This is a genomic window from Acinetobacter sp. USHLN143, from assembly GCF_037145695.1.
Lineage (GTDB): Bacteria > Pseudomonadota > Gammaproteobacteria > Pseudomonadales > Moraxellaceae > Acinetobacter > Acinetobacter fasciculus.
Genome location: NZ_JBBCWZ010000012.1, coordinates 25,405 through 41,343, shown reverse-complemented (window position 1 = coordinate 41,343; position 15,939 = coordinate 25,405). Strand labels below are relative to the sequence as shown.

At 44.6% G+C, this 15,939-nt stretch carries 16 protein-coding genes; 2 read left to right on the top strand and 14 right to left on the bottom strand.

Annotated elements, in window-relative coordinates; all coding sequences use genetic code 11:
• Nucleotides 1-28: 28 nt before the first annotated feature.
• The 14 genes from trpE to WFH18_RS05360 all read right to left on the bottom strand — a co-directional run bounded on the left by trpE (nt 29) and on the right by WFH18_RS05360 (nt 13,899).
• The gene (gene trpE, locus WFH18_RS05425) at nt 29-1,522 is read right to left on the bottom strand and encodes an anthranilate synthase component I (RefSeq protein ID WP_005102822.1); all 1,494 of its coding nucleotides are present in this window, start codon (nt 1,520-1,522) and stop codon (nt 29-31) included.
• 108 nt (nt 1,523-1,630) lie between these two features.
• Nucleotides 1,631-2,299: a phosphoglycolate phosphatase gene (locus WFH18_RS05420; RefSeq protein ID WP_005102820.1), complete on the bottom strand. Its 669-nt coding sequence runs from the start codon at nt 2,297-2,299 to the stop codon at nt 1,631-1,633.
• A gap of 78 nt (nt 2,300-2,377) precedes the next feature.
• Nucleotides 2,378-3,037 carry an FHA domain-containing protein gene (locus tag WFH18_RS05415; RefSeq protein WP_004729299.1) on the bottom strand — a complete coding sequence of 220 codons (660 nt, stop codon included), beginning with the start codon at nt 3,035-3,037 and terminating at the stop codon, nt 2,378-2,380.
• Between the two features lie 62 nt (nt 3,038-3,099).
• Entirely contained in the window at nt 3,100-5,364 is a 2,265-nt protein-coding gene (gene gspD / locus WFH18_RS05410; RefSeq protein ID WP_336754660.1) for a type II secretion system secretin GspD, read from the bottom strand.
• A gap of 38 nt (nt 5,365-5,402) precedes the next feature.
• Nucleotides 5,403-6,257 carry a type II secretion system protein N gene (locus WFH18_RS05405; RefSeq protein ID WP_005250460.1) on the bottom strand — a complete coding sequence of 285 codons (855 nt, stop codon included), beginning with the start codon at nt 6,255-6,257 and terminating at the stop codon, nt 5,403-5,405.
• The gene (gene gspN / locus WFH18_RS05400) at nt 6,257-7,000 is read right to left on the bottom strand and encodes a type II secretion system protein N (protein WP_336754659.1); all 744 of its coding nucleotides are present in this window, start codon (nt 6,998-7,000) and stop codon (nt 6,257-6,259) included. The genes WFH18_RS05405 and gspN overlap by 1 nt, the downstream gene beginning before the upstream one ends.
• 182 nt (nt 7,001-7,182) lie before the next feature.
• Entirely contained in the window at nt 7,183-7,509 is a 327-nt protein-coding gene (locus WFH18_RS05395) for an H-NS histone family protein (protein ID WP_026055760.1), read from the bottom strand.
• A gap of 141 nt (nt 7,510-7,650) precedes the next feature.
• Complete coding sequence (locus WFH18_RS05390) at nt 7,651-8,079, bottom strand: acyl-CoA thioesterase (protein ID WP_004729290.1); 429 nt, start codon at nt 8,077-8,079, stop codon at nt 7,651-7,653.
• Between the two features lie 8 nt (nt 8,080-8,087).
• The gene (locus tag WFH18_RS05385) at nt 8,088-9,281 is read right to left on the bottom strand and encodes a hypothetical protein (RefSeq protein ID WP_005250450.1); all 1,194 of its coding nucleotides are present in this window, start codon (nt 9,279-9,281) and stop codon (nt 8,088-8,090) included.
• 6 nt (nt 9,282-9,287) lie between these two features.
• Nucleotides 9,288-10,127 (bottom strand): hypothetical protein, encoded by an 840-nt coding sequence (locus tag WFH18_RS05380; protein ID WP_005105429.1) that lies wholly within the window; start codon nt 10,125-10,127, stop codon nt 9,288-9,290.
• The gene (locus WFH18_RS05375) at nt 10,124-10,903 is read right to left on the bottom strand and encodes a uroporphyrinogen-III synthase (RefSeq protein WP_005250448.1); all 780 of its coding nucleotides are present in this window, start codon (nt 10,901-10,903) and stop codon (nt 10,124-10,126) included. The genes WFH18_RS05380 and WFH18_RS05375 overlap by 4 nt, the downstream gene beginning before the upstream one ends.
• Nucleotides 10,903-11,826 carry a hydroxymethylbilane synthase gene (gene hemC / locus WFH18_RS05370; protein ID WP_005105424.1) on the bottom strand — a complete coding sequence of 308 codons (924 nt, stop codon included), beginning with the start codon at nt 11,824-11,826 and terminating at the stop codon, nt 10,903-10,905. Before hemC ends, WFH18_RS05375 begins: the two co-directional genes overlap by 1 nt.
• 108 nt (nt 11,827-11,934) lie before the next feature.
• A complete protein-coding gene (locus WFH18_RS05365; RefSeq protein WP_004278633.1) occupies nt 11,935-12,675 on the bottom strand; it encodes a LytR/AlgR family response regulator transcription factor in 741 nt (246 codons plus the stop codon).
• A 69-nt stretch (nt 12,676-12,744) separates the two neighbouring features.
• Nucleotides 12,745-13,899: a sensor histidine kinase gene (locus tag WFH18_RS05360; protein ID WP_004278635.1), complete on the bottom strand. Its 1,155-nt coding sequence runs from the start codon at nt 13,897-13,899 to the stop codon at nt 12,745-12,747.
• Between WFH18_RS05360 and argH the strand changes: the two genes are divergently transcribed.
• Nucleotides 13,890-15,320 (top strand): argininosuccinate lyase, encoded by a 1,431-nt coding sequence (argH, locus tag WFH18_RS05355; RefSeq protein ID WP_004278634.1) that lies wholly within the window; start codon nt 13,890-13,892, stop codon nt 15,318-15,320. The two genes, WFH18_RS05360 and argH, sit on opposite strands and share 10 nt — an antisense overlap.
• A 15-nt stretch (nt 15,321-15,335) precedes the next feature.
• Entirely contained in the window at nt 15,336-15,605 is a 270-nt protein-coding gene (locus tag WFH18_RS05350) for an oxidative damage protection protein (protein ID WP_004278636.1), read from the top strand.
• The last annotated feature ends 334 nt before the right edge of the window (nt 15,606-15,939 follow it).

The following is a 15,939-nucleotide window of genomic DNA, read 5'->3' as shown; positions in this document are numbered from 1 at the left end:
TGTTTTTTTCAAAAAAAACCTCAAAAACTCATAAAATCAAACCATTTGATGATAATTCAACCGCTTTGATCACTGCGCGAGCTTTTATTTGGGTTTCATTCCACTCAGATTCAGGATTTGAGTCGGCAACTAACCCTGCTCCAGCCTGAACATAGACCTTATTTTCGCGAATGACACAGGTACGAATCGCAATCGACATGTCCATTTCGCCATGCCAGCCTAAATAACCAACAGCGCCACCGAAAATTCCACGTTTTACCGGCTCAACTTCATCAATAATTTCCATGGCACGGATTTTTGGCGCGCCTGAAAGTGTGCCTGCGGGGAAAGTTGCCTTAAAAACGTCCAGAGCATCGACATCATCACGTACTTCACCCTGCACATTGGAGACAATATGCATCACATGTGAATAACGTTCGATCACCATTTGATCAGTTACCTGCACTTTGCCAATTTTTGCAATGCGTCCCACATCATTACGTCCCAGATCAATCAGCATGACATGTTCAGCAATTTCTTTTTCGTCAGAGAGTAAGTCCTGCTCAAGTGCCAGATCTTCTTCTTTGGTTTTGCCACGTGGACGGGTTCCCGCTAATGGACGAACTGTGGCAATACCATTTTCCAGACGGGACAGAATTTCAGGAGAGGAACCGACAATATGGAATGGCGTGTTATTTTCCAAGGTCTGCCCTTGCACCAGGAACAAATACGGCGATGGATTGAGATGACGCAGCGCACGATACACCTGTAGCGGGTCACCGTCGAAGTCAGACACCATCCGGTGCCCGGGTACGACCTGCATTACATCTCCAGCACGAATATACTCTTTGACCTTTTCCACCGAAGCAATGAAGTTGTCATGTCCGGTGAGGGACTCAAAATGTGGCGGCGTATGTTTTTCAGCTTTAAGGCTGATGGGCGTGGCCAGAATATTTTCCAATTCATTTAATTGTTCATGTGCTTTTTCATAAGAACCCGGGGCAGTGGCATCCGCATGTACAATTAAGAACAAGGTATCTTTCAGGTTATCAAAGACAATCACTGTTTTAGAGAGCATCATCCAGATATCTGGCAAGCCGACCGGATCCGCTTCCGGCACATTTTTTAATTTCGGTTCGATATAACGCACCGCGTCATAACCAAAGTAACCGACTAATCCACCAGTAAAACTCGGTAGGTCCGGTAATTCTGCCTGGGTTGGCACCTTAAATTGCGCCTGAAAGTCGCGAATATATTGAAATGGGTCCGCACAGTGCTGCTTTTCAATCGAATCATCTGCGTGCTGTACCGTCAACTCGCCTGCATTGCAGGAAAATACCGTGGATTCACCTAGTCCAATAATCGAATAGCGTGCCCAGTTCTCACCACCTTCTACAGACTCGAATAAATAAGCCTGCTGATGCTGTTTAAGCCGAGCAAAAATAGAAAGTGGTGTATCGGTATCTGCCAGACGCTGACGATAAACAGGAATGAGGTTATAGCCTTGCGCAGCAAGTTGCTGGAATTGTGCTTGAGTGGTCATGCGGTTTTTCTCTTTAAATTAGGGTTACTCAGTATGTAAATAGAATTGAACTGAGCGACGCCATCGAAAAACCTTACAACTATTCATTTTCTTTCCTTAGTACGCGTATTAGGCAAGTAATTCTCTAAGATCATCCACAATCTGCTGTGGCTGACAATCTGCAATATTTTCACCATGATTATAGCCATAGCTGACTACAACACAATCAATCCCGGCGCGGCGCGCAGCTTCGACATCATTGGAAGAATCTCCAATAAGCAAAACCTGTTCTTTACTTACGCCATAATGTTCAACACAGTGCAGCAACTGGCGTGGGTGCGGTTTACGTTCAGTAAAACGGTCACCACCAATGGTATCGGCAAAATAATGAGCCATATCCAAGGTATCTAAGATACTGCGGGCAGGAAGTTCAGGCTTATTGGTCACACAAATCAGGGTTTTACCTTGGGCTTTAGCCCAGTCCAGAAATTTCAGGATTCCCGGAAAAGGAACGGTATCGACGCAGGGATCGACATTATAGATATCCAGAAAAGTCGTTAAGAGTTCCTGATGCTGTGCCGGTGTGACTTCACCCACCAGATGCTGGAGTACACTTTCACAGAATATCGACGTGCCCTTACCTATCCAGGTCCGTACCTGCTCTTCAGTTACCAGAGGCAATTGCAGCACATTCAGGCTCATATTCATGGCGCGATACAGATCATGTGCTGAATCCACCAAGGTACCATCCAGATCAAACAAGATCAGTTCACGCTTTTCTAATTGTGCAATAGACATCCCGACCCTCTTTTATAATGTGCGCAGCCACAAAAAAGGCATGCGCTATGCATGCCTTGATTGTAACCAATCATCAGCTTATTTGAACAACAACCAAGCCATAATTGCCAAAATAATCAGCACAATCACTGAAATCAAACCTACAGATACATTTTTCTGGGTTTCTTTTTCCTGTTCTACACGTGATACAGGCTGCTCAACCGGAATTGGGGTAGGCTCTGGTTTTACCGCATTAATGTCCACGCCTTCCGGAATAGGTGCCGGTTTTGGAATACCGACATTGGTTGGCATGCCATCACGGGTTAATTGTACCGTAGCATCACGATGTTTCAGTTCCGGCATTCCCTGATCATTCATTTGCTGTGCAGGTGTAGGCTCAGCGACTTCGACCTGTTCCACGACTTTTTCTGCCGTTGCTTCAATTTCTGCTGGAACCTCTACTGCAGCCGCAGGCGCCATTACTGAAAATTTCAAGCTGGCAAACTGAACAATGTCATCCTGCTTTAATAAGGTTTCTTGCGCAATCTGCACATCATTGACGAAAGTGCCATTCGATGAACCCAAATCCTGCACCCAGAGCGCATCATCCTTTAGTAAAAATGCCGCATGTTTACGGGAGATTTCCGCAGCCTGTAACACGATATCTGCCGCCTGATGACGCCCCACCAGCATGTCACGGTCAATGCTAATTTCCTGTCCTGTTAAGTCGCCTGTAATCGCGTGTATTTTCCAAGTCATGAAAGTTACTTCTCTGTTCTCTTTGACATTATCATAACATGCTGTCTGCAAATGCGAATGACTTAGCTTTTGGGTCTAAGTGTGGTTGTTGTAACGGTATTTTTACTTTTTTCTACCTGTTGGACGGGTTCTACCACTTGTCGCTGAATCACTGGTTCTATCGCTACCGGCGTAACAACTACATTGGCTGGCTGCGCCTGAACGGGTGCGGTCGGCACAGTTTGATAAGTCGAGTTTTGCAATGGCGTTCTGGATACTGGAATTCGCTGTTGATACACATCTTCAACACTTTCTGGCAGCTTGGCAAAGTTCCCGTCCGAATCGAGTGCGAGTTGCAGACTATATAGCTGACTATAGCGTTGTTGGGTCAGTTTACGCACTGCATTTTTATCGCCTACAATGGTTGGATGGATAAAAATCAGCAGGTTACGCTTCTGATTGGACTTACCTTCTGAACGGAATAAACGTCCCAAGCCTGGAATCGCACCCAGACCAGGTACAGCCTGACGCCCATAACTGGTGTTATCTGAGATCAAACCACCAAGGACAATGGTTTGTCCATGTTCGGCCAGAATTGAGGTTTTGATCGCTCGCTTGCTGGTGACCAGATCCTGTGCCTGCCCTTTACTGGCCTTGACATCAGAAACTTCCTGTTCCACTTCCAGGCGTACCGTACCATCTTCGCCAATATGCGGGACCACCTTTAAAGTGACCCCGACATCCTTGCGTTCAATGGTGGTATAGGGATTAGCAACTCCAGCAGCACCTGTAGACACTGAGCCTGTCACAAAAGGTACGTTTTCACCCACCACAATATAAGCTTCTTCATTATCCATGGTCACAATCGACGGCGTAGACAACAGGTTGGATTTAGTGGTTTCTTTGAGTGCCTGAATCATCGCACCATACAGACGACGGGAACCATCACTGCCTTCACGATAATCACCGAGTACCAGTGAACTGCCCGCGCCCACGGCACTTGCAGCACCTGCACCACCACCGGTGAGATAACCGGCCGCAATATTTTTCAGACTAGTCCCAAAATTATCGAAGTTCACCAGCCCAATCCCACTGCTGATATCACCCAAGGCCCATTGCACACCGAGTTGATCCGCATCGGTTCCTTCCACTTCAATAATCGCGGCTTCGATCAGCACCTGTTGACGACGGATATCCAGCTGGTCAATTGCTGATTCAATTTCTCGCATCAGTTGTGGATCCGCTTTCACCACCAGAGAATTTTGCGTGGTATCGGCAATAATACTGACGCTATTACCATTAAAACTGGTAATTCCGCCCTGCTCATTATTCATGCCGGTATTCAGCTGAATGCCTGAAGAGGTGTTGCTACTCGAACCCGTACTGGTATTGTTGTTATTTAAATTGCTGCTGGAACTGAGTGAAGACGAGGTCGAGGTTGTGCTACCTGAATTTGAATTACTACTGTTCACCGCCTGCCCGCTCACCAGCCCCTGCAAGATTTCCGCAAGATTTTTGGCACTGGCATATTTCAGACGAAAAACTTTTAAACCGCCCAAACGATCCGCAGCCGGCACATCCAGAGTTTCGATCACTTGACGCACCCGTTTGCGCGTCGTGGGATCACCTTTGATGATGATCCGGTTGGTACGAGTATCTGCAATCACCCGCACCCGTGAACCGCGGACATCTTTAGCTCCACCGGTGGCAGTCATGGACTCGATCAGTCCAATCATTTCTTCGGCCTGACTGGATTGTAAACTGACCGCTTCAATATCATTTTGACCGGTGCCATCCAGATTACGAATAATGGTTTCCAGCTGGTAAATATTGCTGGCACGATCCGACACAATTAAGGCATTCGTACCCGGCACCGCCGCCAAATGGGCAAACTGCGGCATTAAAGGACGTAATGCAGGAATCAAGTCATTCGGATTGGTATTTTCCAGCCACAACACTCGGGTCACAATCTGGTCACCACTGGCACGGCTTCTGGCATCATAGGGAATGCCTGAGCTTTTGACATTGCTGTCCGGAACCAGCTTGATGGTGTTACCCGAAGGAATCGCCACCACACCATTGACATTCAGTACGCCTAAAAACAGGTCATAGACTTCATTTTTATTCAGGGCTTTATTGGAGATGACCGTCACGTTGCCACGTACCCGCGGATCGACTGCGAAGTTTTTGCCGGTAATATCGGCCACTTCATTAATGAATGCAGTTAAGTCAGCATCTCGAAGGTTGATTTTCCAGGTTTGTGCATAACTCGCCGTACTGACCATAGCCATTAACGGTGCGGCCACACAGAATGCCCATGCTGATCGATTATTATTAAATAAAGCCATAAACTTTCGTGTTTCCTAACCCTATGCGTGATGACACATCACTTCAAATCTTGTTGTATGGTCATCACCTGATCACCACGTTTTATTTCGAGTTTGACCTGACCTTCACGTCGGGCCTGTTCCAGTAATTGTGCTTCGGTCTGTCCCTGGCTCAGCGTCTGGCCATTTAAAGACAAAATCCGGTCGCCCGGTCTTAAACCCAGGCGATTACGCAGTGCAGCCGGCGTCCGTGAAGTCACTTCATAACTACCATCTGCTGCACTCACCCCCATATTCTGTAAATACTGGTCTTTGTTTTCCTGCATCTGCTGGATGGCCCGACCAATTTCATTCTGTGGCGAAGGCTGCTCAGGCATACCACTATTAGAAGGCATAGCAGGCATTGAACTTGAAGATGCTGATGTTTCCGGCACAATCGGCTGATTCAAGCCATTTTCCAGACCTTTGAATAAGATTTCCTGAGTAGCACCTGTGGATCGACGCAAAATAACCCGATCCCAATGCACTTCAGCCAACTCAAAACCGCTATTGGCCAACATTTCCCCGACACGGTAACGATCGACCTGATCATTGATTTTCAGTACCGCAGAAGAGTTATAACTTGGACTGGCGACCATCACCCCTTGTAAAATGATATTGGCGGTTTCAACCACACCCGCAGACTGCCCAACTTCCTGAAACAGCGAAAATGCACCGATATTCGGAATTTGCGGCTGTTGCGAACCCAGTTCAACCCGATCCAGCTGCATGGCCTGGGGTGGAGCTATCAGCAACCAGAACAAAGCCGCCAGCTTCCAGCATAGATACAGGATGAGCAGTAACAAAACCACAGGTGCAGCACGATTGAGCTGTTTCAGTTCAATATTTTTTAAATCATTCAGAGAAACTGTCATCAATTCAAGCCTCCCATTAAGGGTTGGCGGGTACTGATCACATAGGTATCTAATCCGGCTTTACCTTCATAAGAAGGTGCATTCATTAAAAAGCGCTGGGTGAGCTGGATATCCAGCATCAGACTCGGATCAAGCTTGATATTCAGCATACGTTGATCGCGACTATCCCGAACATCAACTAACAGCTGTCCACTTTCATCTGCGAGTTTTCCAGTCATGGCGGGTACATTCATGCGTTCCTGGCGCTGAGCAAATGTATAAATCAGCTCACCACCCGCCCATTGCATTTGCCCAGTCACCTGACTGAAACCCTGTTCTTTTTTATATTTAAAATCCAGATCTTTAAACTGAATCGCAGTACTCGGCCATTGCCAGTCTGCAAGTTTTTTTAGAGTTTCAGGCGCGATCTGCCCTTCAAGATTTTTGACAATCAAAGACTTATTCAGACCATAAGCCATGATCCCGGAAAGCTGGGTATTGCCGCTATGCAAATCCACATGTGCCCCAACCCGCAGCAACAGCAAATCCAGAGGCCGTACTTTCCAGTTCAGACTGCCCCGAAGATTGCCTTTTTTCCAGTCCGCACTTCCCTGCCAGATATTTCCGTTTACATTAAGCAACGTCTGGTTATTTTTATAAAATTTTGAAATTAACCAGGCTGCTGGCACTTGTAATACGACAAAAATAAAAAATGCAACAAGAGCAAGGATCAACCATCTTAAAGTTTTCGGTTTACTGCTCATCCCCACCACGACCAATCGCTCAAGTCCAAATCCCCATTTATAATTTTCCCCTTATACCCACACATTATGCACACTTTTCTGCCAACGCCAATTCATAGATATAAAAAAACCAAGCAGGTATGCTTGGTTTAATGATCATAGACTGTCTGTATGACAGCCTAATGACCAGATCAAATGAAGGCTTAGATCAGGAAATCGTCCAGCTTTGCGCCTTTTTCCAATTCAGCCACCAACCAGCGCGGCTGTTTACCACGGCCAGTCCAGGTATCGTCCGGATTGCTTTTGCTACGGTAACGCGGTTCAACCGACTTACGTGACGATTTCTTACGCTTAGATGCACCAAATTCAAGTAACTGTTCAACCGTCATACCAACTTTCTCAGCAACTGCCAAGATTTGCTGATAAGCGTCTTCAATTTCTTGATCTTTTTTTGAAGCAATCAGCGATTCTGCTTCTGCTTGTAAACGTTTTAACTCTTCTACTGATAAATGCGTAATATCTGGCATAATGCTCTCCGAAAAATAATATTATTCATTTTATTAAATAATAGACCCATCATATTTATATTAAATAAAACATTCAATATAAAACCTTAAAGCAATAACAATAAAGTTTAAAAAAAATTACAAAATAAAATGCTTCATTCATTTTTAAATTTCATGTTGAACGCTTAATTCAAGTGCTTTGATTTTTTCGCGAATATGTTCCGGAATTTCTGTTTTCTGCATGGTCTTTTTATCGACACAGACAATAACTGCTTCTGAAGTAGCAACAATACTTTGCTGTTTTTCACTCCATAATACATATTGCATTCTAACTGCACTATTACGGATTTCTTCAATACGTGCTGCCACTTTTAAATGATCAGGAAAAACCACGGGTTTTAAATAACGGCACTGATTGGATGCCACTACGGTAGATACCGATTCAGTGAGAATTTCTAATTGGGTTAAATAAGCTAGACGTGCACTTTCGACATAACGGTAATACATGGCATTATTGACATGTCCAAAGGCGTCCATATCGCCCCATGCAACTGTTTGTTCATAAATAACTGGATATTGTTTTAATTCTGACATCATTATTCTCAAGTCTTAATTTCTATAAAGTTTACATTCGATTCAAATACTGCATTTAACTGCTGTAGCAAGTCCTCCCGATCTTGTAAGGCAGCTTTAATTCTTAAATAACTCATCCGGATATCATCCGGATATAAGTCGAGCAATTGCTGAGCTTGATCTGTATAGCCTGTAGCTTGCAACACATGCCATTTCGCAAAGCTTAAAATCGGTAATGCCGGATATTTGGCTTCCCAGTGCGAAATCTGTTGTGCAATCGCATCATAATCTGGATTTTGCCGCAATAACTGTTGCTGGAACCACAAATAAAAGACATCCTGATTAAATTGCTGTTCCATTAAATGAATCGCAAGCACTTCATGCTCGGCACTCATTTCTGGCATTCTAAATAATAATTTCAACCATAATAATTTGACCGAATAGTCACGATCAAATATCTGAGGTTTTAAATCTAAATAACGTTGCTGTAAATAAAATAAATCGTCCTGTGTGGCTTGGTCATAGGCCAGTAATAATTGTTCCAGCCATGATTTTTTTACTTCTTGGTCTAAATGCCCATATTGAGTCGAGCGTAAATATAACCAGGGAAACTGCATGGCAAATACTCCCCATAATGCAACAAGGCGCTGCTCATAGGCTGTTTTAACCTGCATTAACCAAGGTGATAATTCATGCTGATTTAAAAACTCCAAATGGGTAAGTGCTTGTTCACCTTGCTGTTGTGATAAATAAATTTCAATCCGTTGCAATTCTGCCAATTCAAATGCCATGGGATTGGATTGGTTTAAAGCAGTTAATGCATGGGTATATTGCTGTTGTCCCCAAGATAAACGTGCATCAATAATATGCTTGAGTAAACCCGACTTGGTGAAAGACTGCTGAATAAAATCCCGCTGATCCTGAGCAGCGTTTAATAACCAGATGACTGCCAATTGTTCATAAGGGTGCAAGCGGGAAAAACTAAAGACTGTTTCAGTTTTACGCTGTTCACGGCTGCGATACTGCTTGATCGCATACCAGATGCAATGCATCAAAAAACTTACACTGACCAAGGATGCGGCCAAAAACCAGAGGGTGGTTTGTAACTGCCACTCGCGCCAATACAGATAGACATAGCCAGCCCCATGTCCATAACTCAGGATACTCAGCACCGCAATGCCAAGCAGGCAGACAAATAAATAGGCCAGCAGAATCTGTTTCATAAGCAATTAGCCCACTAGGGTGCGTGTGTTTAATAATGGAATCGGAGTAATCGGGGTGGCCTTAATTTGATTCAATTGCTGAATCCATTTTTGGCTCTGTGCATCCGGCAATTGCTCCAAGACTTCAATCACGGCATTCAGTGCTTGCTGAAAAGCGACGGATTGGTCTTTTTGCAAGGTATTTTGTGCGATGAGCAAGCGCAATTGGGCCTCTTTCAGTACCAGATGCCGTTGCATCAAGACTATGCTTGGCTGATCTGCGGATTCAATCTGAACCCAGCGCTGCCAGAAAGAGCGTTGAGTTTCTGGACGCTGACGATATGGTGTCCGAATTTCTTTTTCAATTTCAGTATCCATCTGCACCAAAACTTCTTTTACTTTATTTTGCTGCACTAATCGGCTGTTCACGAATTTTTTCAGCATGTCCTGATCTTTTGCAATTACTTGCTGCAAACTACTGACCAAGGCAGGCGCTAAAATATAATCATCCAGCTCATTGGATAACTGATTTAATTTCTCAATCGCAGTGGCGTATTGTTGCTGTTGCAGTGCAAATTCGATCAGATCCAGATGTTGCTGTACTAAGGCAATATCATTCTGTGTTTCATTAGCTACCGCTTCACTTACTGGCGCTTTTGCTGAAGTAGCCCTAGCACTTTCCTGCTGAGCAGAAATCTGGCGTTTTAAAGCCACGAACTGATCATTGAGATTGGCATTTTGCTGCTGTAACTGATTGATGCTTTGATTGAATTCAGTCTGTGCTGTATTCAGAACATGAAAGTCATAGCTAAGCTTGATGAGCCACGCCATACTCAAGATGAACACTACAATGAATAGTTTCTTCATGCGTTCCCTAATATCAGCCTCATTTTCTGCAAGATCGTATTTGCCTCTAAATCATCGACTTGTACGAATTGAAAACTTGCCTGATGCTGCTGTTGATATTCCCCAAGAATAGTGGCCAAACGTGGCCCCAAAACCAAATAACAGGCTTGCTGTATGAACTCTGCACTATCCTGCATAATTGCCAGCCAGTTTAACCAGCTTGCCTCACTAGTGATCAGAACTGCAAAACGCTGCTGCCTCTTAAGCAGCGACAAGTTCTCTGCCAAAATCGTTACCGTCGTTTCAGGACATTGCCGCCGGTACAAAATAAAGTTTAAAACTTTAATATTGCTGGCACGTAAATGATCCATCATAAATTGACGACCGCCTTCTCCGCGCCAGAAGGCTACACCTGAGCCAGAAGCCAGTTGCTTCAACACAGGCAATTGCAGCATGCCTTCCGAGGTTTCGACCTCAGGCACATGACTATGAATGCCGTAGCTCGCCAATGCCTGTTCAGTGGCTTTGCCCACTGCCACCCAATGCACCTGCGCCAAGGCCGAGAGCTTAATACCCGCCTGTTGTAAATATTGCATGCCAATCTGAGCGGCCGTCGGGCTAACCACCACAATAATCTGTGCCTGCTCCAGCTGCTGATACAAACTCGACAGCTCATCGGAATAAGGCATGGCATGCAGTTCGAGCAAAGGCAATTCTAAAACAGACACTTGCGCTGCCTGTAACTGCTGGGTCAAACCTGCAGCACGATCACTGGGGCGGGTATTAATCAATAACATCAGTGTGAATAGAGTGCTTTCAGCAACTCGCCAGCACCTTGATCAAGCAAGTCTTTTGCCAGCTTCACACCCAATTGCTCTGCATCTGCCGTTTTTCCAGTCTGCTGTGCCCGGAGCAAAACTGCTCCATCGATACTGCCTACACGACCTTCGATTGAAATCACACCCTCTTTGAGCGTGGCATAACCGGCAATCGGCACCTGACAGCCGCCTTCTAGATAGGCATTAAAGGCACGTTCGGCACGTACACACGCATCTGTATCCGCATGCAGGAGTGGCTGAATCAAGTCCAGCACCGTCTGATCATGAGTACGGCATTCCAAACCTAGCGCACCTTGACCCACGGCCGGCAGACTGACTTCAGGCGTCAGAGTATGACGAATGCGTTCTGCCAGACCCAAGCGTTTTAAACCGGCACTGGCCAGAATAATCGCATCATACTGACCAGCATCCAGTTTGGACAAGCGTGTGCCGACATTACCGCGTAAATCGATAATATCCAGATCTGGACGCTGTTTTAAAATCTGGGTTTTACGGCGCAAGCTTGAGGTTCCGACTTTGGCGCCTTGTGGCAATTCTTCAAAACTAGTGTAGGTATTCGACACAAAGGCATCTAAGGGATCTTCACGTTCACAGATCACTGCCAGACTCAGACCTTCGGGCAAGGCCATCGGGACATCTTTCATGGAATGCACAGCCAGATCTGCACGACCATCCAGTAAAGCGGCTTCTAATTCTTTTACAAACAGTCCTTTTCCACCAATTTTAGCCAGTGGTGTATCTAGAATTTTATCGCCCTGTGTAACAAAAGTGACTAACTCAACCTGCAAACCAGCTTGCAAATCTTGTAGGCGCGCACGGATGTGTTCCGCTTGCCAAAGCGCAAGTGGACTTTGTCGAGTTGCAATTTTTAGGGTCTTCATAAATTTCAATAACAGTAAATGAGAACAATAGTCTAAACTTAACCTGCTCACTTGAAAATGCAAGTGAATTTATATAAGTTTCAACTCAATGCTCTCATTCATCCCCTGCTAAAGCTTTTGAATCCGATCTCGTAAAAACGGTAAATGTCGCCGACTAACCGCCAAACGATCGTCCAGCTCACGACAACGTACCTGATACTGACCAGAACTCACCACTTCCAGACCATCCAGATAATGCACCGAGATCAAGGCATTACGATGAATCCGGATAAACTGGTTCCCAAACTCCTGCTCTAACTCCTTTAAGGTTTCATCAATCAATACACTGCCGTTTTTATGACGCACAGTGACATATTTCTGATCCGCCAGAAAATAATAGATATTTTCAACTGGCACCAATTCGACACCACGATAGGTCTTTGCCGCAATCTGCTGGCGGCTGATATTGATTTCGTCCATATTTTCTTTTTGTTTTAGTTGGCTCATTTGAGCTTGGGTAAGTTTAGTTAAGTGCTCTAAAACCTGTGCCAATTCCTGTTGCATCACCGGTTTAAGCAAGTAGCCTTCGGCATTTGATTTAAATGCATCCAGCGCATGTTGGTCATAGGCCGTACAAAAGACAATGGCCGGCATTGGATCCAGTTGACGCAAATGTTGCGCACAAGCTAGTCCATTCATTTCAGGCATTTGAATATCTAATAGGATGACATCGGGTTCGTATTGGTGAGCCAGATCAATCGCTTGACGGCCATGGCTTGCTGTCGCCACCACATCATGCCCCAGTTGAGAGACCAAACGTGATAAACGCTCGACGGCCAAAGGCTCATCATCACAAATCAGGATGTCCATTTCTCCTCCTTACCCAGTTAACCTCATCAGATGAATGATAAAGCCAACTGCGATTTCTTTGATTTATTTTTATTTATATTGATATCGCACTACCGTCGTAAACATCCCTTCGCCGGCAAAGGTTTGAAAAGTCACACTAGGTCCATAATAAGCTTGCAGACGCTGTCTAACATTTTCTATTGCAATACCATGTCCCTTTTTTAAAATTTTATTATCCTGTGCATAAGGGTTGGTTATGATGATATTAATTTGATTTTGCAATATTTCAACCAATATGCTTATGGTACTCTTTGTGAGAATTTTTTCAACTCCATGGAAAATACTATTTTCTAACAAGGGTTGTAAAGTTAATAATGGAATTTGAACTTGTGAGTATAAGTCTTTGTTTTCTAACTTCCATTCCACCTGCAAACGCTCACCTAGACGGATCTGCTCAATCTCCAGATAGCGCTGGCACAGATCAATTTCCTCCTGCAGGTTGACCAGTTTTAATTCCTGAAAACTGGCACGAAATAACCGTGACAAATTCAACAGCATGTGCTCGGCTTTATCCGGATCGATACTGATCAGGCTGATCACACTATTCATGCTGTTAAACAGGAAATGCGGCTGAATCCGTGCCTGCATGGCCTGAATTCTAGCATTCAGCTCGCTATGCTGCTGCTGCTCCCATTGTTCACGCAAGTAAAGATAACGAAAACAGAAGGTTCCCAGTAAAATTCCCAGACTTAAATGGAGTCCAACCTGATCCAGCGCAATCGCCAGGTTTAAATCCTGAAAATTAAAATTCTGTCCAAAATATATCAAGATATTCAGGTTCACCGTAGTGAGCAGTACAATTGCCTGTAACAGCAGAAATCCAGAAATCAAAGCCAGTTTGATTCCCATACGTTGAAAGGCTTGATGGAACAGCTCGACCAGTGCTGCAAAACATAACAGTACCCAGTTGATATACAGGATATATTGCAGCAGGTGCATTCCATTCAAAGCCTGCCAGGATTGCGCTTCTGCAAGCGCCAGAATCATGGCCAGAATATTGCCGCCAGCAAACAGTTCCAGCAAATAGCGTAGATTGCCGATCTGGCTAAAAAAATAGGAATTTTGCGTCTGTTCGTTTATCGATGTAAAAGATTGAGCAGATGTGACTTCGGCAATGGGCTTTGAATTTGTTATACTCTTTTTCGTTCTACTGCTTTTAATCTGATTGAGCCGACATGACCACATCTTCTAATTCCTCTAATCCATCACACGCCCATACTTCGGGTATGTGGGGCGGTCGTTTCTCTGAAGCGACTGATGCTTTTGTTGCTGAATTTACAGCATCTGTTCAATTTGACCAACGTTTTTATAAACAAGATATTGCAGGCTCGATTGCCCATGCAACCATGCTGGCAAAAGTGGGCGTACTGACCACGCAAGAACGCGATGACATTATTGAAGGTCTGACAGCGATTCAAGCCGATATTGAAGCAGGCAACTTTGAATGGCGCATTGATTTAGAAGATGTCCACATGAACATTGAGTCACGCCTGACTCAACGTATCGGCATTACTGGCAAGAAACTGCATACCGGTCGTAGCCGTAATGACCAGGTGGCTACAGATATCCGTCTTTATGTACGCGATGAAATCGATAGCATCCTGGAATTACTGAAAAAATTACAAAAAGGTATTTTAAGCTTAGCGGCTAAAAACACCGACACCATCATGCCTGGCTTCACCCACTTGCAAACCGCTCAGCCAGTGACTTTTGGTCATCATCTCATGGCTTGGTTTGAAATGCTGGTACGCGATTCAGAACGTCTGATTGATTGCCGTAAGCGTGTCAACCGTATGCCGCTTGGTTCTGCTGCACTTGCAGGTACTACTTATCCAATCGACCGTGCTTATACTGCTGAACTGCTAGGTTTTGAAGCTGTTGCTGAAAACTCGCTGGATGCAGTATCGGATCGTGACTTTGCGATTGAATTTAATGCCGCTGCATCTTTAATTATGATGCATTTATCACGTATGTCTGAAGAACTGATTCTATGGACATCTGCACAGTTCAAATTCGTGAATATTCCAGATCGCTTCTGTACTGGCTCTTCAATCATGCCGCAGAAGAAAAATCCGGATGTGCCTGAACTGGTACGTGGTAAAACCGGCCGTGTCTATGGCGATTTGATGAGCCTGCTGACTTTAATGAAAGGCCAGCCTCTAGCCTATAACAAAGACAATCAGGAAGATAAAGAGCCATTGTTCGATGCGATCGATACAGTTCGTGGTTCACTCATGGCATTTGCTGACATGATTCCTGCACTGGTTCCAAACATTGCTGAAATGCGCGAAGCAGCGCTGCGTGGTTTCTCAACTGCGACTGACCTAGCTGATTACCTGGTGAAAAACGGCGTTGCATTCCGTGATGCGCACGAGATTGTAGGTAAAGCGGTTGCACTCGGTGTACAAGAATCTAAAGACCTGTCTGAATTGACACTCGAACAACTGCAACAGTTCTCTGACCTGATTCAAGCAGACGTATTTGAAAAAGCCCTAACTCTTGAAGCTTCGGTGAATGCCCGTAATCACATTGGTGGCACCGCGCCTGCTCAAGTGAAAGCAGCCATTGAGCGTGCACATGCGCGTTTGGAACAACTTTACGCATAATTTTGGAGTATGGATATGTCTCGACAAGTTTTTTGCCGTAAGTATCAGGCGGACATGGAAGGTTTAGACTTTGCTCCATTCCCGGGGCCAAAGGGTCAGGAATTGTTTGACACCGTGTCTAAACAGGCTTGGCAAGAATGGCTAAAACACCAGACTACGCTAATTAATGAAAAGCGTTTGAACGTGTTTGAAGCAGATGCGAAAAAGTTTCTTGAAGAACAGCGTGAAAAGTTCTTTAACAATGATGCATCCCTAGAAAAAGCCGAAGGGCTGAAGCCTGAGTAAAAAAGAAAGCACTGCTTTTCTTTTTTACGTAAGACAAGGACGAAGTCCGCGTAGACTTTAATCTAAAAGAATCTCCAACTTTGGAGATTCTTTTTTATGTGTTGTTCTAAACATTACTCAAGACCAGCGAAGCACGTAGTTTTGAATGTAAAGAGCTCCCCATACAGAAGCTTTTCACATTAAAGCCCTGCTTTTCTTTTGTCACACGAGACAAAGATGAAGTCCGCGTAGGCATAAATCTATCCCCTATCTCAGGGGATTTTTTGACTAAATCTAGCAAATCTTACTAACCAATATTTAGGGCACAAAAAACAGATTTTCACTTATCCTATTT